This window comes from Leifsonia sp. RAF41 (assembly GCF_052114085.1).
Lineage (GTDB): Bacteria > Actinomycetota > Actinomycetes > Actinomycetales > Microbacteriaceae > Leifsonia.
Genome location: NZ_JBFREB010000001.1, coordinates 3,361,586 through 3,379,383 on the forward strand (window position 1 = coordinate 3,361,586; position 17,798 = coordinate 3,379,383).

Below are 17,798 nucleotides of genomic sequence, written 5' to 3' on the forward strand. Positions count from 1 at the left end.
CCACCACCCGGAACTGAACAGGCCGTGAACGCTGGCGGTGTGCCGCCTGCATTGCTTCGCGGTTTCATGAGGTCAGGTTCACGGCCGTGCCGTTCCAGACCTCGACACGTACCGGGAGGCCCGGCGTTGCGGAGAGTGTGCGCTCCTCGCTCGGCAGGAGCGGACGCGGGTCTCCACCGACCGAGAGGATGCCGGGCTCGCCGACCGGGCGCGGGTCGACCAGGCGCACGGTCACCGCCGCTCTGTCGCCGATGTTCCGGACGCGCACGGAGCCGTCCGGCAGGCGCGAGACCTCGAGCGTGGGCGTCGGCAGGTCGAAGAGCGCTGCGAAGTCGGCGCCGCTCGTCGCCAGCGCCCGCTCGCGATCCACCAGCCCGAGCGCGTCCCGCCATTCCGCTTCCCAGACGAATACGTCCGGCAGCTCAGCGGTCGGCACCGAGATGGTCCCGACCGCCTGCGGGTGGCCCATGGCCGGCGCCAGGAACTCGCGCTCGGCCAGGACCACGCCGTCGAGCGCCAACGCTCGCAGCGCGACCGACGACCCCTCCGCCACGGGGTCCTCCGCCCAGAGCCAGACCTCGGCGGACGCAACAGGCTCGCCGGCCCAGGCCGCGCGATCCACTCGCAGTGTCGCCCGCCGCCGCTCGAAGGCGCGCGCCACCCCGAAGAACGCCGGTTTCGGGTCGCCGCGGAAGTCGACCGCGGCCGTGCACCAGGCGTTGGGGAAGCTCTCGTTCAGCTGCCACGGCAGCACCATGCTGCAGCGCGGGAACCGTCGCCGGTCCGCCTCCACCGCGTACTGCAACCCGGCGGCCTGGAGCAACTGGGATGCGCGATTGAGCGTCTCCACTGTGTCCGGGCGCCCGCCGAACAGCTCGACTACTTGATCGGCGTTGTTCCACCACTCTCCCAGGTGGCGGTAGACCGGGTTCGTGCGATCGGCGGGCCAGCGATCGTCCTCGGGAACGACGGCCGCAAGCGAGCGCAGGTTCGTCATCCCCTCGACGCCGAACTCGGTGTGCGCGAGGCTCGTTCCCGCATTGGCCAGCGTGTATTGCCCGACCAGCCCCTGATGCTCCCAGGGCCCGTGGACGTCGTGCTGCCCATCCGGATCGGCGTGGATGCGATCCAGCCGGTTGTGGAACTCCGGCCCGGTCGGTGAGGTCGGCAGCCAGGCGCGGTCCGGATCCAGGCGCGCGACCGTCGACGAGAGGGCGGCGAGCACCGGCGACCGGTCGTCGGAGAGCGGTACACCGCCCTCGTCGAGCTCGTTTCCGCCGCCCCAGATCAGGAGCGAGGGGTGGTGGACGCGCGTCGGCACCAGCGCCTCCGCCTCGGCGCGCATCAGCGCGACGAACTCCGGGTCGGTGCTCGGTGCGCTCTGCATCCCCGAACTCGACTGCGAGAACTCCTGCCACACCAGCAGCCCGAGGCGGTCGCAGGTGGCATAGAAGTGCTCGGTCTCGATGAGTCCGCCACCCCAGACGCGGATGAGGCGCGCGCCGGAGCCGGCCGCCAGACCGAGCAGATGCTCGACCCGTTCCTCGTCGATGGAACCGAACTGGGAGTCGGCCGGGGTCCAGTTCCAGCCGAGAAGCGGGACCATCACGCCGTTCACGACGGCGGTGTACGCGAGTGCGCCACCGGGTGCGTCGGCGTTCGGAATGAGTTGGGCGGTGCGGAAGCCGACCGTGCGCGTCGTGCGGTCGGTTTCGCCCGCGTCATCGGCGAGGACCACCGTGACGTCGTACAGCGGCTGGCCTCCGACGGTGTTCGGCCACCAGAGCTCGGGGTGAGGGATGCGGACCTCCGCCGCGCCGTCGGCCGCGGCGACCGTGACCTCGGCGAGCGCCCGCCCGTGCCGCCCGTGCCGCCCGTGCCGCCAGACGGCGACGGTGACGGACAGCGCGCCGGGGTTCGCAGCGGCACGCCCGCCCCAGGGCGCCTCCCACGTCACCTCCACCATCCCGTCGCCGGATTGCGCGGGCCGACCATCACTGGCGACGGGCGCGACCGAGGCGACGGCCGCGGGGTCCAGCCGCGAGCGCACCACGACGTCTCCGAGGAGGGCCCGACCGTGCCGGATCCGGACGGACTTCCACACGCCCTGGTGCCGCAGGCGCGGGGAGAAGTCCCAGCCGTACCCGAGGCGCGGCGTGTGGACACGCACCCGCTCGGTTCGGCCCACCTGCGGCTCGGAGTCGGGCGCGGGATGCACGCGCAGCGCGAGCTTGTGGCGTCCCGCTGCCCTCTGGGCCGGGCTCAGCGTCAGCCGCGCGTGACGGTAGAGACCGTCGACCGAGCCGAGCAGCTCGCCGTCCCAGTACACGTCCGCGCCCGGGTCCACACCGTCGAGTTCGAGGACGCCATGCCCGTCCGCTGCCGCTGCGCCGAGCTCCACAGCCCGGCGATACACCCAGGATCGCTCCGCGACCCACTCGCAGGCACGGCTGTTGCGTCCGACGCGCGGGTCGGGAACCTCCCCCGCCCGATGCAGGTCATCGATCACGGCGCCCGGCACCCGCGCGGGAATCCAGCCCGGGGCCGCCGCGATCGCTGCCGATGCCTCCGCCACGTTGTTTCCCGCCTCGGGCAGCGGAGCTCCCAAGTACCACTCGGCAGTGTCGCCGAGTGCCTCGCGGATGGCCCAGTCTTCGCCGTCGAGGCTGATCGTCGTCGCGCTCATCCTTCGATCATGCCGAACCTGGGATCGATTCCAGAAATTTTCCCGGAAGGGCTATCGACTGCTCCGGAGCAGAAGATACGCTTTCGTGGTTCGCGCACCGAATCCCATGGCAAGGAGGCCTTCACAGGCATGTCCCACCCCCTCACCGTTGCAGCGATCGGCTTCTGGCACGTGCATGCGGGCGACTACGCGCGCAACGTCCAGCAGCATCCCGACACCACCCTCGTCGCCGTCTGGGACGACGACGACGAGCGCGGCCAGGAGGCCGCCGACGAGTTCGGCGTGGAGTTCGTCGCCGACCTCGACGAGCTGCTCGCGCGCTCCGAGCTCGATGCCGTCACCGTCACCACCGCGACCGACCGGCATCGCGACGTCATCGGTCGCGCCATCGCCGCCGGTAAGCACGTCTTCACCGAGAAGATCCTCGCCCCCACCGTCGCGGAAGCGGAGGAGCTGGTCCACCTCGCCCGCGATGCCGGCGTCGCACTCGTCGTCTCGCTGCCGCGACTGTCGGACGACTACACCGCGGCCATCGAGCGCATCCTCGACGATGGCACGCTCGGCGACCTCACCTACTCGCGTGTGCGCCTCGCGCACGACGGCTGGGTCGCCGGCTGGCTGCCGGAGCGGTTCGCCGATCCTGAGGCGGCGATCGGCGGTGCCCTCACCGACCTGGGCTGCCACCCGGCGTACCTCACCCGGCTTTTCCATCGCGCCGAGCCGCTGACGATCTCGGCGACGTACGGGAGCGTGACGGGGCGCGCCGTCGAGGACAACGCGGTCGTGACGGCAGCGTTCCCCGGCGGCCGAATCGGCGTCTTCGAGGCCAGCGTCGTCACGACGCCCGGCGCGTTCACGATCGAGCTCCGGGGCACCCTCGCCTCGGTCATGTTCGGTTTCGGCGGCGAACGGCTCCTCGCCAAGGGCGGGGCCTTCGGTGAGGAGTGGCAGGAGCTGCCACTCCCCGAGGCCCGGCCCGGTGCATTCGCTCAGTGGGTGCAGCACATCCACGACGGCACCACGGCCGACGACAACCTGCGTCACGCCGTCGAACTGACCCGGATGGTCGTCGCTGCCAACGAGTCGGCGGCGGCCGGCCGCGCGGTCGCGGTGGAAGCGGCGCCCGTCGCCTGACCCTCTCCCCCTTCTCGGTGCGCGAGCACCGCATCCACTTCTCAAGGAGCCCTTCACCATGTCCACTGCCCTGCCCCGCACCACCATCCGCATCGGCCTCATCGGAGCCGGCGGCATCGCCGGCGCACACGTCGCCGGCTACCGGCGCAACCCCGAGACCGTCACCTTCGCCGCCGTCGCCGACCCGGTCCGCGAAGCGGCCGAACGTCGCGCCGGCGACACCGGCGCTGCCATCTACGCCGACTACACGACCATGCTCGCGGAAGCGGACATCGACGCCGTCGACATCTGCCTTCCCCACCACCTGCACAAGGACGCGATCGTCGCCGCGGCCCGCGCCGGCAAGCACATCCTCTGCGAGAAGCCGCTCTGTCTCACGCCCGAAGAGGCAGCCGAGGTGGATGCCGCGGTCACCGAGGCGGGCGTGACCCTGATGTGCGCGCACAACCAGCTGTTCCTCCCCGCCGTCGCGAAGGCGAAGGAGCTCATCGAGTCCGGCGCTCTCGGGCGCCTCTACGAGGTGCGGACCACGGACAGCTTCTACAACGACTTCGACCCGGCGAACATGGGATGGCGTGCTCACGCTGCCACCAGCGGGGGCGGCGAGCTCATCGACACCGGATACCACCCCACCTACCTGCTGCTGCACCTGGCGGGCGGCTCGCCCGTCGAGGTGACCGCGCTGCTGGCTACGCACCGACTCACCTTCATGGAGGGGGAGGACTCGGCGCAGGTCCTCGTGCGTTTCGACAACGGGGTGATCGGCAGCCTGGTCACGAGCTGGGCGTACCAGCCGGCCGACGGTACGGAGAAGTTCTCCGCCGTCGGTGAGCACGGCAGCCTGACCAGCGACGGCACGACTCTCACGTTCCGGGGACGGGGCGACGAGCAGCCGACCTCATACGATTTGGAGCCGGTGCACGAGTTCGGCGCCGAGATCGCCCACTTCGCGCGAAGCCTCCTGGACGGGACTCGGCCGCTCCACACGCAGAAGGAGGGGATCGAGGTGCTCGGCATCATCCTGGCCGCCTACGAATCCGCCGAGCACCGGACCATCGCGCCGGTTCGGCCGATCGAGGAGCTGACGAGCGCCGCATCCCGCGGATAACAGGCGAAGAGAGCGTCGTTTTCCCGAATTGCTCGGGGTATATCCAGCGGGCCTGCGGCGGAGTTACAGTGCACCATGAGCACGCAGCGGACGGGGGCCCGCCACACCGTTCCGGAGCCCCATCATCAGAATGATTTCGTCGCAGTCCCCTACCTGCGCCAGGGCCAGCTCATTTCGCTGATCCGCTGGTCGCTGGTGTCCGGCGAGTGGAAGTACACGACGATCCTCGCGGAGTACCTGCACCGCGACGAGAACTCGTGGTATCTGGTCATTCAGGGCAATCGGGCCAGGCTCGACCGCGAGGAGTGGGCGATCTTCAACTGACCGGGGACCTCGGTCGCAGGCTCCCTCGGCGCTGGGGTCGCGGCATCGCTCCTCGCTGCTCCTAGCTCCACCGCGCGATCGCAGGCTCCCTCGGCGCTGGGGTCGCGGCATCGCTCCGCGCTGCTCCTAGCTCCACCGCGCGGTTGTACTGTTCCCGGTGTGACCGAAACCTCGAAAGACGTGCGCAGAGCGCAACCCGAGCACCGCTGGCCCGCGGTTATCGCCACGGTGATCGCCCTTGCCGCGTACGCATTCCTCCCGAGCGTCGTGCCCGCTATCGAGCGGTATGCCGTGGTGGGAGTCTGCCTGCTGATGGTCGTTGCGCTCGTGCTCTACAACCCGCACCGACTGACGCGCGAGTCGATGTGGTCGCGGCGGGCCGAAATCGCACTCGCCCTGATCATCCTGGTGGCGAACCAGATCGCGTTCGCCGAGACGATCATCCGGCTGCTCAACAAGCGGGGCAACGGTTCTGAACTCCTCCTGGCCTCGCTCCAGGTCTGGCTCACCAACGTGATCGCGTTCGCTCTGGTGTTCTGGGTGCTCGACCGCGGCGGCCCGATCGCGAGGTCGATGGTCCCCCGGTCGAAGCTCGAGCTTGCCGATTTCCGGTTCCCGCAGGATGAAGACCACGACGCGATCGACGAGGTCGCGCGCGGTTCCAGCGCGAAGGCGGACTGGGTTCCGACCTACATCGACTACTTCTATTTTTCCCTGTCGAATTCGATGGCGTTCAGCCCGACCGACACCATGCCGCTGAGGCACCGGGCGAAGCTGCTCATGGCCCTCGAGTCGTTCGCTGGATTCGTGCTGCTCGCGCTGGTCATCGCGCGCGCCGTGTCTCTGATCGGCTGATTCTCGATGGTCATCGCCGTCGGGAGTGCGCCGAGTCGACAACTTGGGGCGAGGCGGCTCACGTCAGGTGCAGAAGTACCGCGGCTGCGAGGTTGAGGCCGATGAGGGCGAGCAGCAGGATGTTGAGGTAGCTGATCAGTATCGCCGCCTGCAGCAGTGCTCGACCGCGACCGCCGTCGTGCTGCAGGGTGCGCGCGACCCGGTGTCCGACGGGGATGGCGACCATCGGCACGAGGAATGCGAGAAGCAAAGCCATCACGGCGAGGGGGTGCACCCGCTGGGGTACGACCGTGGGGAGTGCGAAGTCGGAGATGAACTCGGCAGCCGTGTTCGGCGCGGGAACACCTCCGGCGGACTCGTCCAGTCCGTCGACCTCGTCGTGGTCTCGAGCGTGTGCTCTCAGATCGGGCATATCTCGTCGGGGATCGACGCGAACGTCTCCCGCGCCGTTCCGATCGGCGCGAGTTCGGTCACCGGCCAGAGCTTGAAGACGGCTTGACCGACGACGTCTGCGATGGGAACGAATCCCCGAGTCTCCAGGTCTTGCGTCTGGCTCGAGTCTCGCGAATGGTAGCGATTGTCTCCGAGGACCCACAGATCACCAGCGGGCACGGTCACCTCGAACGGCGAGGCGGCCGACGGGCTGCCGGCGGGGATCGTCGCGAATTGCTCGTCGAGCACCAGGCCGTTGATGGTCACCCGGCCATTCGTGTCGCAGCACGTGACCCGGTCGCCAGGGATGCCGATCACGCGTTTGACGAGATAATCGTCGCTTCCCGTCGCACGCCTTTCACCGGGCTCCAGCCATCCGCCGGGATCTCGGAAGACGATGACGTCTCCGCGATGGATCGGCGACGTCGCGTAGGCGAACTTGTTCACCAGGATGCGGTCACCCGGGTCGAGGGTGTTCTCCATGGAGGCCGAGGGCACGGTGAAGGGGGTGATGATCGCGTTCTGGATGATGACCGTCGTGACGAACGCGACGATGACCAGCACGCCCCCGAGCACAATGCGACGCCGCGCGCGTCGTCGTCGCAGCAGTGCCCGTCGGGGATGCGTCGAATCGACCGGCCGACTTCGCTTGCCTTGATGCGGTACGAGAGCGACGTGGCGGGATCGACGGGTGCGCCGCCTGGGGTCGGGCCCCTCGTCATCGTTCGGCCGGCTCGCCCGAACGGGTGGCCCGGGGGACCCGAGCGGCCACGCCCTCGGCTCATCGAGCGACGCCGACGGCTGTGAAGCACGCGCAAGTGAGACGTGGTCGGCGATGGATGCCGGGACGAAACTGGTCTGAATCGTGCCGTCGTCGTCGTCTTCTTCACGGAACGAGCGTTTGTCCCACCAGACGACGCCGAGCTCGGGATTGCGGCCGGCACCGTCGATCGCTTCCGCTGTCGCGATGTCGATGACCCCGTACGGACCGGCGTCGATGACGGTCCTGCCGAGGCCGTCGCGGCTCGCCGCCGTCCACGCGGCCGGGCCCTTCGGCGCGGAGGAGCCGTCGAGCTGCTCACGCCAGGAGAGGGCGTCGGGAACGCTGTGGGAGCGGGTCGCCGGGGCGACGAAGGACGATCGGTGCCGCTTCGGCTTCCGGGACGGGATGCGGGGCATCACGGTCATCGCGCCTCCTTTTTTCGCTTCGGGTAATGGGCGCCGTGGAGCGGATATCTGCGCCCGGCCCACCAGGTGTACAGAGCGACGACAACGAGACCACCGGCATAGAGCGGCGCCCACCACGGGAACTGGAGTGTCGCCTTCGTGTTCTTCGCCGCGTCGAGGTCTTTCGGTGGCGTGGGCAGGATGCGCTTGCCGGTGACGAGGATGCGGTGGGTGTTGATGCCGAGAGGTGTGCAGGTGACGAGCGTGACCAGATCGCGATCCGCCTCCTGCCGGAGTGTCGCGGTGTCTTCGGGCTCGACGACGCGGGTGTCGAAGATCTCGTAGGTGTAGACCTGGCCGAACGTGGTGAGCGTGAACGTGTCGCCTTTTCTCACCTTGTCGAGGTCGGTGAACATCGTCGCGTCGGCCAGACCACGGTGGGCGGTGATGACGGAGTGCGTGCTCTCGCCTCCGACGGGCAACGAGGTTCCTTGGAGATGCCCGGCACCCTTCAGCAGTGAGGCATCACTCGTGCCGTGGTAGATCGGCAGATCGACCGAGATGACGGGGATCTGGATGCGGGACATCGCACCGTTGGGCGTATCGAGCAGCTTCCAGTAGTCGTACGTCTTCAGCCCGCTCGTACCGTTGCCGGTGGGGACATTGGTGTTGGCTTCGAGAACGGCTCCGGCTGAGAGGTCGGTGTTGTAGCGATGCGATTCGGCGAGTTGCTCCGACGCTGTGGGCTTGACCTTCTTGATCGCTTCGCTGTAGCGGCTGATCACGAGGGACTGGTTGTAGGCGGAGAGCCAGCTCGCCGCCGGTGAGTAGGTCAGGATGGTCGCCCCGAGCACACCGAGTACAGCGATCAGGATCACGAGGAAGCCCGGCCGCCAGCGGCGGCGGGGCCGCGCGTGCCGTGGGATCTCTCGGGGCATGTCTCGGTTTCCGGTGTGTGAGTGCCGCTCGGAGGCGGGCGGGATTCCGACCCGCCTCCGAGCGACGTGCGAGGGAGGCTGCTCAGCCGTTTTCGCGGCGGGTCGCCCGCCGACGGACGACCAGCACACCGCCGAGGGCGATGATCAGGAGCGCGATACCGCCGATGGTGAGTGCGAGCTGGACGTTGGATCCGGTGAACGGCAGCTCGGGGACGCGCTGCTGCGTGTTGTTGATCTTGACCAGCGGGACGACGCCGTTGGCGCCGGCCTTCACCATGACCGGGGTGAGGGCCGCGGCGCCCGTAGGAAGCACGAAGCCGTCCGGTGCCGCGATCTCTTTGAGCACATAGCAGCGCTGGAGGAAGTCGTGACCGGCCACCGCAGTGTCGGACACCGTGCCATCCGCCGCCACGGTCTTCTCGGTGTCGCCGATCCAGAGTCCCGCGATCGAGATCGTGCCGGTGCCGTTGGACGTCGCCACATACGGCGTGCTCCCGCCCGGCACGGTCACCTGCGTGAGGCCGCTGATGTCTGCCGTGCAGCCGGAGACCTGATCGGTGGTTCCCCGGTAGACCTCGAATTTCGCGCCCGACAGACCGTCGGAGGTGTTGGCCGCGTTCACCTTCTGCACCACCAGGTCACCCCAGCGGGTCGTGGCGGTGGTGGAGGGCGAACCGTCCGTACCGTTCGCCGAGCCCGGGGTGAGCGTGAAGTCGTTGAGGTTCAGGAAGACCTGGTTGTCGATCGCTCCTGGGGCATTCGGCGTGGCCTGGAATCCGAACACGACGTTCTGCCCGGCCAGCAGCTTCGCCAGACCGGCCGGCGTAAACGTGACCGTGAGCCGCTGTCCCGCCCACACCGCGGTGTAGTCGGTACCGGAGGCGAACGTCGTCGCGCCCGCCTTCACCGTCACCGGAGCGGCACCCGGCGTGAGCTTCGTGTCGAGCGTCTCAGTCAGGCTGAATTTCGCGTACGCCTCTCCGGTCGCGAGCGCGGGGATGAGCTGCGTCACTTCGTACTGCACCGGAGCCCCCAGCAGAGAGCCGTTGGCGTCCTGCTTGACGACGTTCTTCACCGGCCCCTGGGCGATGGTGTTCTTCGGGTAGACGTTCACGTCGTAGACCCAGGTGCCGTTGAGGGTCTTGGCATCCTCCGGGGTGGGCAGCGTGACGATGAACGGCGCAGCGCGGGTCACCACGTTGTTGGGGGCGGAGATCTCTCGCACGAAGTAGGCGCCGAGCGGGAGCTTGGCCGTCGTGGCCGCACCGGAGGCGTTCGTCGCCGGCATGCCGGTGCACCCGCTCAGGGTGTGGCTGCCGAGCTGGGTCGTCCCCGTTGCCGCAGCAGCCTGCTTCGCTGCAGCGGTGATCGCGTTCAGGTCGTCCCAGCCCGTGTTTGTGCCGTCGAGCAGGTCGATTCCGTCGATCGAGCAGTACTCGAACACGACTCCCGAGATCGGCTCCGTGTCCGGCTCGGTTCCCGTTCCGGAGGCGTTCTGATCGCCGTTTCCCGGGTTCGTGTACTTGTGGATGAGGATCGAGCCCTGCCGCGCCGTATCGATCGAGGCGGCATTCGCGGCAGCGCTGGTCGCCAGTGCTCCCAGCACACCCAGCGAAAGGACGGTTGCGGCAGCAAGCGCTGTGCGCCCGCGATGCCGTGCGTTTGCGGTCATTCCAGTTTCCTTTCCGATCCACCGCGGGGTGGGACGGCCCCCACGAAGAGACGGCCGCATCGCCTCCGAGAGCGAATACGTCGAGGACCGGTCGGCCCTCACCTATGAGGACTCCGTGGGGGGCGTTTCATTACGCTCGAAACGCGAAACTGGATAGCAATAAAATGATTACAAACGGCATGCATTGCGGGCACGAATGCCCGTCACAGGCGGGGCGACGGCTGCTAGAGCCGGCGCCAGTCGTCCGAGGTGAGGTGCGAGCCGGCCTGCGGTCCCATCTGCAGCATCCCGCCGTCGACCGCCCAGGAGGCGCCGGTGACGTACGAGGCGGCGGGGGACGCGAGGAAGGCGATCACCGCGGCGATCTCGCGGGCGTCGCCCGGCCGGCCGAGCGGGATGCCCGGACGATGCACCTCCCGCGGGTCCTCATCGTCTGCATCGTTCATCGGCGTCGAGATCTCGCCCGGCGCGACGGCGTTCGCGGTGATCCCGTACTCGCCGAGCTCGAGCGCGAGCGTCTTGAGGAGGCCGCCCAGACCGTGCTTGGCCGCGTCGTAGGCGGCCGAGCCGACGCGGGGCTGATGCTCGTGCACGCTGGTGACACCGATGATGCGGCCGCCGCGTCCCGCATCCACCATCCGCTTGGCCATGCGCTGGATGCAGACGAAGGCACCGTCGAGATCGGCACAGACGGTCTTCCGCCAGGTCTCCCAGTCGGTCTCGAAGAACGGAGTGCCGCCGTTGACGCCGGCGTTGTTGACGAAGACGTCGCAGCCGCCCAGTTCGTCGGCCATCCGGTCGACGACGTCCCCGCAGGCGGGCGCGTCCGTCGTGTCGAGATGCGCGACGACGGCGCGGCGGCCGGTCTCGCGCACGAGGCGCGCAGTCTCCTCCGCACCCGTCTCGTCGGAGTGCCAGGTGATCCCCACGTCCATACCGGCCTGCGCGAGGGCGACGGCAGTGGCGCGCCCGATACCGGAGTCGGAGCCGGTGACGATGGCGGTGCGGGGGTCGGTGAGTTCCGGATACGTCTGATCGGCCATACCGGGCACGGTGCACCCCATCCCGGACAGGCGCAAGGGGTGGTAGTCGTGGAGCCATGACGATCTCCGCCGTACTCTTCGATGTCGATGGGACCCTCGTCGACTCCAACTTCCTGCACGTCGACGCGTGGAGCCGTGCGTTCGCCGAGATGGGCACGCCGGTGGATTCGTGGCGCATCCACCGATCGATCGGCCAGGATTCGGCCCAACTCCTCGACTCGCTCGTCGGCGACAGGGACGAGGAGTGGATCCAGCGCGCGAAGGACCTGCACTCGCAGCACTACCGGGAGCAGTCCGGTCGGCTGCGCGCGTTCGAGCACGCCGGCGACCTGCTGCGCGAGCTGGCCTCCCGCGGCATCCGGGTCGTGCTCGCGACGTCCGCCCCGGAGGATGAGTTGAAGCTGCTGATGGAGACCCTGGATGCGGATGACGCCATCCACGCGACGACCAACGCCGACGATGTGGAGACGGCGAAGCCGGAGCCGGGACTCATCGAGGTCGCCCTGCAACGCTCCGGGGTCGGCCCCTCCGACGCGCTGTTCGTCGGAGACTCGACGTGGGACATGATGGCCGCCGCGCGCGCCCACGTCCGGGCCGCCGGCGTACTCTCGGGCGGTGTCGGGCCCTCCGAGCTGCTGGAGGCGGGGGCCGTTTCGGTGTTCGACGACCCCGCCGATCTGCTGGCCCGGATCGACGGCGTGCTCAGCGGCCGGCGGTCGGCCTGAACGGACGCGCTCAGAAGAAGGCTCTTGCCAAGCCGACGCGGGCGGCGTTCCATTAGGGACGACGGCCCAGGGAGAGGAGTCGCCATGTCGGCGAGCGAACTCGAGATGTCCAGCGTGCGGTATCCGTACCGCGACCGCATCTTCCACGTGGAGAAGAAGTCACCGGGGGTGTGGGTGGTACTCGACGAGTCGCACGCCGAACTCGGGACGCTGATCCGCGTCGCGGTGGAGGGCGAGGAGCACGAGCCGGTCTTCGGCGCGGTTCCACCCGGGTACGCGGAGACCCTGCATGAAGGGTCGGACTGGCGGATGCTCGTCGCCTCCCTGATCAACGAGTCGTTGGATGCAGAGACGGCCTCCACCGGCAACCAGGGCGAGGCATGAGCATCCATCTGAACAAGAAGGCGCTGGAGCACGCCCGGAAGCTCGTCGAGCAGGGCAAGGTCGTGCACGACGAGCGCGACGACTGGAGCGAGCACGCCCCGAGCGCAGACGCCGAGAACCGTTTCATCGAGAAGAACGGGTGGGACGAGTACGCGCTGTGGCACCTCGGCGAGGACCCGGAGAAGAGCGACGAGACGAAGGGACGCTTCAGCTTCCCGTTCGGCGATTTCGCGAAGGTCCACCGGTGCGCCGTCATCTCGCTGGAGAGTCGCGCAGCCCAGAACGACCACGATGACATCGCCCGCGAGACGAAGCGCCTGCTCGACCTGATCGATGGGGAGTAGCCGCGGGGCTACGCTTTCCGGAATGAACGCCACGCTCCGCACGGCGCTCGGCTGGGTCGCCGCCGTGCTGTTGAACGTCGGCGCGCTCCTGGTCGTCGTCGGAATGCTGGTGCCGCGCACCGGCGGCGGCGTCCCGGTACTCGCTGTGGGCGCCGCGCTCTGCGCGATCGGACTGGCCGCGGGCGCGGGATGGCTCCTCGGCCGCAACCGCTGAACTGCTGAGCGCAGACAACAACCCCGCCCTGGGATGAGGAGGGCGGGGCCGTCTGGCACCGGCGCGCGGCCGGTAGCGCGTGGGGGATCAGTCCGGGGGTTCGCTGGCGTTGCTGTCACCCACGAGGTCGGGATTGGACGGCTGATCGGCCGGATCGAAGTCGGCGGGTGGAGGCGCGGACTGGTCGCCGCCGTTGTCAGCGTCCGTCACATCCTCGGCTCCTTCCGGAGCGATGCCCGTCTCGTGAGGTTCCGATACCCGGCCTGACTGACCGGGTTCGGTCTCGGCGGGCTCGGCCGCCTGGGCGTCCCCGTCGTCGAAGCGCTCCGGCTTGTCCTCCTCCGGCACACCCTCGGCGTCCGTGTTGGGCAGTCCACTGGTGTCGCTCATGCTCCGCTCCTTCCCGGGCGCCTTACGGCTTGCCCTCTTCGCTGTACGAGGTCGCGGAGTCCGCGCTCTCGCCCGTGTCGTTGGCATCGTCGAGGTCCGGAATCACATCCTGGATCACGTCCTTGTCCGCGGTGGGCTTGACGGCGCCACCGTCGTCACCCTGAGGTGGCCGGCCAGACCGTTGGTGGGTCGTGGCCGGTGACCGGCTCCTGTGCATTACGCGAATCGGTCATGCTGAACACGTAACGCCGTCTCAGCGCGCTGCCCAAGGGGGTCGATTCTCCCGCTCGGGCGGGGTAGCGGAGGGTTACGGGCCTCCAGACTCGAGCCGGCTGATCACATCCAGCAAGGCCACCCGGTACTGCGGCGCGGACTGGTAGTCGGGATGGGTCGCCACCTTCACGAGGTAGCGCGGCGGCCCGAACTCGTCGGCCCCGCGGTCGAGGTCGTCGGGGCGCCGGTCGTCCAGCCGGTAGCTGTTGATCGGGAAGCCGAGGTAGTCGGTGCGGCGCCACAGGTTGACCCAGGCGACGGAGCCGTCCGGCTGGGTGAGCAGTTGCACGAGCGACGGGTCGTCCGCAGCAGACCCGCCGACGACGACCGGGTCGCCGTCCTGGTCGAGCTCGACCTGCGTGAACCACGGGTCGCCCTTCACGAGCAGCGGGCGGCGTGAGCCGAGCGTGCCGAGCGCGTCCGGGCCGAACAGCTCGGGGAAGAATCGCCCGAAGTAGACCCGCAGTTGCGCGCCGTAGGTGAGCAGCCCGACGTTGCGGAGCTGCTCGGCGCCGTCCGGCCGCAGGGTGAACAGCGTCGAGACGGCCAGCACGGCTCCGAGGCTGTGCGCCGACAGCACCACGCTGAACGGGCGCTTTTCCGACAGCGCGGTTTCCTCCTGCGCCTCGCGCCACTTCTGGCGCTCGGCGAGATCGAGTCCGTCGGGCGGTTGGAGGTCGTGGGTGAGCCAGTCGGTGACGCGGTCGCGCACCTCCGGGACGACCCGCTCCGCGTAGCAGGGCGGACCGAAGGGATGGCCGGCGCGCGGGAGGAAGCACATGAGGTCCCACATCACGCTGATGGGGCGTTCGGTGGCCGTGAGCGCGTTCTCGACGATCACGGCGAGGATGGCGGCGGCGATGACCGCGAGCGCCGGACCGACGAGTCCGTCGATCGCCCGGAACGCGACGGAATACGACACGGCGAGCGCCACGACGAACCCGACCGCGAGCAGACCGGCGACGATGCCCAGGATCGGCTCGCCGCGGTGCATCAGTGCGGCGAGGCGTCGTGCGCGGAGGATCTTCAGCGCCAGCCGGTCGGCTGTCGTGCTGGCGTCGATGCGGCCATCGCGGTACGCATCCACCCCCTCCAGCAGCGGTCGGCGACCGTCACGGGTTCGTGGAGTGGTCAGGAGCGGCATCCAGCGCAGGAGGGACAGCGCGATGCCCGCGACGACGACCCCGAGGATGAGAGCGATGAACGGGAGGACGTCCCCGAAGTTGTGGTAAACGATCGGCGGCCGGAGCACGCCGTGCGGAGGGGCGGCGCAGCCGCACGGGGCCGACCCGCTCACCAGCCAGCCCTGGACGCCCAGTACCAGCAGGGTGGAGAGGATCATCGCGGCACCCAGGGAGAGCAGCATGAGGACGCCCGGTCCCATCCCGGCCCAGCCTTCGGCGCGGAAGCGCTCCGGCGGCCCGGCGCGACGACCCCTTCGCGAGCGCGGCCACCACCAGACGAGGAACAGCTGCACGAGGGTCACCACGGCCGCGATCGTCAGGAGGGGCACCCGCAGCGGTCCCGGCTCGCCGCCCTGCGTCGGCGGGTTCTGCGCGACGCCCGCCAGGAACGCCAGTCCCGCGACGGTCATGAGCGCGATCGACAGCCGGTGCGGGACCCCCCGCCGCCAGCCCAGGGCGGAGACGCAGATCGCCAGCAGCACGCCCAGGATGATGGATGGTGCGGTCGCCAGCCCGAGGAACGCGCCGGTTCCGGGCACGTCGTACTGTCCGCCGAACCAGAGGGATGCGCCGACGAACACGTAGACGACCACACCACCGACGAGCACCCAGGCCGTGACCGTCCCGGTGCGCCGGAGTCGGTCGCGGAGGTACTCATCCACTGCACCTTGGCCCGGGTTGGTCGTCTCGGCGAGGGCTCCGACCAGCACGATAGCGATGACCAGTCCCGCGGCCGCCAGTATCCCTCCGACGAGAATCGGGAGGTCGCCGGTACGGGCCGCCGCGCCGAGACACTCGCCGGAGACGAACGTCTGCAGCTTCGCGCACGCCTCAGCGGCGGAGAACATCCTGTCCCAGGCCAGCAGGAGGGCGACCAGGAGGAACGCGGCCGCCAGGTGCAGTCGCTCGGTCGGCGACCCCACGCGTGCGGTGCGCCAGAAACCCTCCGAGGCGAGGGGGCGAAGCTTGCCGGTGCGGCTGACGCCCCGTCCGCCCATCCGGTCGGCGGCGTCGAAGATCGCTGCTTCATAGCGGGCGCGGGCCCGTCGTGAGACCAGGAACAGCAGCAGGACACCGGCGATCGGGACGAGCGACAGGATGGACAGCTGCGGGCCGCGCCAACTGAGCGGCGCGGTGCTGAAGAAGCCGGTGAAGCCACTCGGCAGGGCTGTGCAGGCGGTGCCGCTGATGCACTGGACGCCGAGGTCCAGGCTCACCGACCCCAAGGCGCAGACATAGAGCAGGGTCAGGCCGAGAGCGAAAATGCGGAGGGAGGCGCCCCCGACCCCCGCATCCCACTCACCGCCCGGGCGCTGCGTCGGGATGCGCCGAGTCCAGTAGGCGGTGTTGGCGAGGCCGAACGGCGCCAGCAGCAGCCACGCCAACTGGACGAAGAGCTGCCCGATGAAGAGCAGGGGGCCTGAGCCGAAGCGGGCGAGTCGACCCCACGAGTACGCCTCGGTGCGGACGCCCGTCGGCGGCACCGCCGGGTCGACGGCCCCCGGGGCTTCGTCCGGGTCGCGGTCCGGTTCGTCCTGCTTCGGGGCCCACCAGAACCCGCCGTTCTCATCACCCTGCGTCTGGCGCAGCTCGCTCAGCTCGCGACCGAGGCTCTCCGTGGGCGGCGTGTTCTTGATGCCGTGGATGCGGAGCTCCAGGACGCGGTGGGGCCACTCGTCCGCTGCTGCGTCTTCGCTCATGGATCCGCCGATCGTCCGTTCGACGGGCGCAGACTACTCCGGCCGGTGCCGGTGCGGCTACGGCGCGTCCACCTGTAGCAGTCGGGGGCGGCACGGCGTAGTGTCCCTCGTATGAGCAACCCAGAGCAGCCGATCGGCGACGCACACGACAACCTCGAGGGCAGCTACACCGAGGTCGACGGCGAGGCGCCGCACGAGCGCACCGTGCATGGCCAGTACACCGAGACCGAAGGCGTCGGCCCCGAAGAGGCGGTCGAGGGCACCTACACGGACGTAGAAGAGCCCGTCGACGCGCCCGAGGGCGAATACACCGAGCGGGACCACGACAAGCCGTAGCCGCCCGCGCGACTGTGCGTCGGGAGTCAGGCGTAGCGCTTACGCGCCTTCTCCGCCTGCGCCTGCGCCTTCTTGCGTGCCTTCTTCACGTCCGGAGCGTTCCAGAACGACGTGACGGAGCCGGTGATCTGCTCGTAGCGCTCGCGACCTGCGCGGGCGCCGAGAAGGTACGCGGCGGCGAGGAGGAGGAGAAGGAGAAGAGTCTTGGGTCGCATGCCCCGACGCTAGCCCTCAGCCGCCGGATCGGGAAGTCCGCTCGGCATCCCGGCCGTAGACCGCGAGGCGGAGCACCCGGTGCAGCGGCTCGGCGAGGAACAGCAGGAACAGCCAGTACAGGTTGATCGCCGGCACCAGCACAGCCAGGACCAGAGCGACCGCCATGATCATCACCTCGGCGAGGCCGCGGGTACGGTCGGCGGGCTCGGCGCGCGCGGCATCCGTCATCAGCTCGGGGTGCCGGTACAGCACCCCGCCGATGAGCCGGGTCGCGATCGTGGCGAGCAGCATGTCACCGATGTAGAGCGCGTAGATCTCGGGTCGCTGACCCTCGCCCGCCGCCAGGACGTTGGCGCTGAACGGAATGACGACGATCGCCAGGAGCCACAGGAAGTTGAACCACACGACCCACGCGTTGTAGTCGCGGACGGACTCGAAGATGCGGTGGTGGACGACCCAGAACCGCGCGATCACCGCGAAGGAGATCACGAAGGCGATCATCTCCCAGGAGTTCTTCCCCAGGAACTCGGCGAACGACAGGTTTCCGATCTGGGAGGCCTCATCGACGAGCGGCAGGATCAGCAGCGTGATCGCGATCGCGACGGTCGCATCGGAGAAGTTCACGAGCCTGTCGAGCCCGCGTTCCGTTCTCATCGCCGCCATGCGGTCATTC

General features: G+C 69.2%; 19 protein-coding genes. 9 read left to right on the top strand and 10 right to left on the bottom strand.

Annotated features, from left to right (window positions below):
• Window positions 1–64 precede the first annotated feature (64 nt).
• Window positions 65–2,686: a glycoside hydrolase family 2 protein gene (locus AB4Y74_RS16310; protein WP_441800111.1), complete on the bottom strand. Its 2,622-nt coding sequence runs from the start codon at window positions 2,684–2,686 to the stop codon at window positions 65–67.
• 129 nt (window positions 2,687–2,815) lie between these two features.
• Here AB4Y74_RS16310 and AB4Y74_RS16315 point away from each other — a divergent pair, with 129 nt between their 5' ends.
• From AB4Y74_RS16315 to AB4Y74_RS16330, 4 genes are all read left to right on the top strand, one after another.
• Window positions 2,816–3,820 (top strand): Gfo/Idh/MocA family protein, encoded by a 1,005-nt coding sequence (locus tag AB4Y74_RS16315; protein ID WP_441800112.1) that lies wholly within the window; start codon window positions 2,816–2,818, stop codon window positions 3,818–3,820.
• A 58-nt stretch (window positions 3,821–3,878) separates the two neighbouring features.
• Entirely contained in the window at window positions 3,879–4,928 is a 1,050-nt protein-coding gene (locus AB4Y74_RS16320; protein ID WP_441800113.1) for a Gfo/Idh/MocA family protein, read from the top strand.
• A gap of 75 nt (window positions 4,929–5,003) precedes the next feature.
• Window positions 5,004–5,252 (top strand): hypothetical protein, encoded by a 249-nt coding sequence (locus tag AB4Y74_RS16325; protein WP_441800114.1) that lies wholly within the window; start codon window positions 5,004–5,006, stop codon window positions 5,250–5,252.
• A gap of 159 nt (window positions 5,253–5,411) precedes the next feature.
• Window positions 5,412–6,107, top strand: a complete 696-nt coding sequence (locus AB4Y74_RS16330) for a hypothetical protein (RefSeq protein ID WP_441800115.1) — start codon at window positions 5,412–5,414, stop codon at window positions 6,105–6,107.
• Window positions 6,108–6,165: 58 nt separating this feature from the next.
• Here AB4Y74_RS16330 and AB4Y74_RS16335 read toward each other — a convergent pair whose 3' ends face one another.
• The 5 genes from AB4Y74_RS16335 to AB4Y74_RS16355 all read right to left on the bottom strand — a co-directional run bounded on the left by AB4Y74_RS16335 (window position 6,166) and on the right by AB4Y74_RS16355 (window position 11,359).
• Window positions 6,166–6,519, bottom strand: a complete 354-nt coding sequence (locus AB4Y74_RS16335; RefSeq protein ID WP_441800116.1) for a hypothetical protein — start codon at window positions 6,517–6,519, stop codon at window positions 6,166–6,168.
• A complete protein-coding gene (lepB, locus tag AB4Y74_RS16340; protein ID WP_441800117.1) occupies window positions 6,507–7,727 on the bottom strand; it encodes a signal peptidase I in 1,221 nt (406 codons plus the stop codon). Before lepB ends, AB4Y74_RS16335 begins: the two co-directional genes overlap by 13 nt.
• A complete protein-coding gene (locus AB4Y74_RS16345) occupies window positions 7,724–8,644 on the bottom strand; it encodes a class C sortase (RefSeq protein WP_441800118.1) in 921 nt (306 codons plus the stop codon). The genes lepB and AB4Y74_RS16345 overlap by 4 nt, the downstream gene beginning before the upstream one ends.
• Before the next feature lie 82 nt (window positions 8,645–8,726).
• Window positions 8,727–10,316, bottom strand: coding sequence for a SpaH/EbpB family LPXTG-anchored major pilin (locus tag AB4Y74_RS16350; protein WP_441800119.1), 1,590 nt, complete (start codon window positions 10,314–10,316; stop codon window positions 8,727–8,729).
• A 224-nt stretch (window positions 10,317–10,540) separates the two neighbouring features.
• Complete coding sequence (locus tag AB4Y74_RS16355; RefSeq protein ID WP_441800120.1) at window positions 10,541–11,359, bottom strand: SDR family oxidoreductase; 819 nt, start codon at window positions 11,357–11,359, stop codon at window positions 10,541–10,543.
• Window positions 11,360–11,415: 56 nt separating this feature from the next.
• On the opposite strand from AB4Y74_RS16355, the gene AB4Y74_RS16360 reads away from it, so the two are divergent.
• From AB4Y74_RS16360 to AB4Y74_RS16375, 4 genes are all read left to right on the top strand, one after another.
• The gene (locus tag AB4Y74_RS16360) at window positions 11,416–12,084 is read left to right on the top strand and encodes an HAD family hydrolase (RefSeq protein WP_441800121.1); all 669 of its coding nucleotides are present in this window, start codon (window positions 11,416–11,418) and stop codon (window positions 12,082–12,084) included.
• Between the two features lie 84 nt (window positions 12,085–12,168).
• On the top strand, window positions 12,169–12,468 hold the full coding sequence (locus tag AB4Y74_RS16365) for a hypothetical protein (protein ID WP_441800122.1): 300 nt from the start codon (window positions 12,169–12,171) through the stop codon (window positions 12,466–12,468).
• The gene (locus AB4Y74_RS16370; RefSeq protein WP_441800123.1) at window positions 12,465–12,812 is read left to right on the top strand and encodes a hypothetical protein; all 348 of its coding nucleotides are present in this window, start codon (window positions 12,465–12,467) and stop codon (window positions 12,810–12,812) included. Before AB4Y74_RS16365 ends, AB4Y74_RS16370 begins: the two co-directional genes overlap by 4 nt.
• A gap of 22 nt (window positions 12,813–12,834) precedes the next feature.
• Complete coding sequence (locus AB4Y74_RS16375) at window positions 12,835–13,026, top strand: hypothetical protein (protein ID WP_441800124.1); 192 nt, start codon at window positions 12,835–12,837, stop codon at window positions 13,024–13,026.
• An 87-nt stretch (window positions 13,027–13,113) separates the two neighbouring features.
• On the opposite strand, the gene AB4Y74_RS16380 is transcribed toward AB4Y74_RS16375, so the two are convergent.
• On the bottom strand, window positions 13,114–13,416 hold the full coding sequence (locus tag AB4Y74_RS16380) for a hypothetical protein (RefSeq protein ID WP_441800125.1): 303 nt from the start codon (window positions 13,414–13,416) through the stop codon (window positions 13,114–13,116).
• A gap of 307 nt (window positions 13,417–13,723) precedes the next feature.
• Window positions 13,724–16,573, bottom strand: coding sequence for a hypothetical protein (locus AB4Y74_RS16385; RefSeq protein ID WP_441800126.1), 2,850 nt, complete (start codon window positions 16,571–16,573; stop codon window positions 13,724–13,726).
• A 111-nt stretch (window positions 16,574–16,684) separates the two neighbouring features.
• On the opposite strand from AB4Y74_RS16385, the gene AB4Y74_RS16390 reads away from it, so the two are divergent.
• A complete protein-coding gene (locus AB4Y74_RS16390) occupies window positions 16,685–16,909 on the top strand; it encodes a hypothetical protein (RefSeq protein WP_441800127.1) in 225 nt (74 codons plus the stop codon).
• Window positions 16,910–16,935: 26 nt separating this feature from the next.
• On the opposite strand, the gene AB4Y74_RS16395 is transcribed toward AB4Y74_RS16390, so the two are convergent.
• Complete coding sequence (locus AB4Y74_RS16395) at window positions 16,936–17,124, bottom strand: hypothetical protein (RefSeq protein WP_441800128.1); 189 nt, start codon at window positions 17,122–17,124, stop codon at window positions 16,936–16,938.
• A gap of 16 nt (window positions 17,125–17,140) precedes the next feature.
• Window positions 17,141–17,788 carry a TMEM175 family protein gene (locus AB4Y74_RS16400; RefSeq protein ID WP_441800129.1) on the bottom strand — a complete coding sequence of 216 codons (648 nt, stop codon included), beginning with the start codon at window positions 17,786–17,788 and terminating at the stop codon, window positions 17,141–17,143.
• Between the last annotated feature and the right edge of the window lie 10 nt (window positions 17,789–17,798).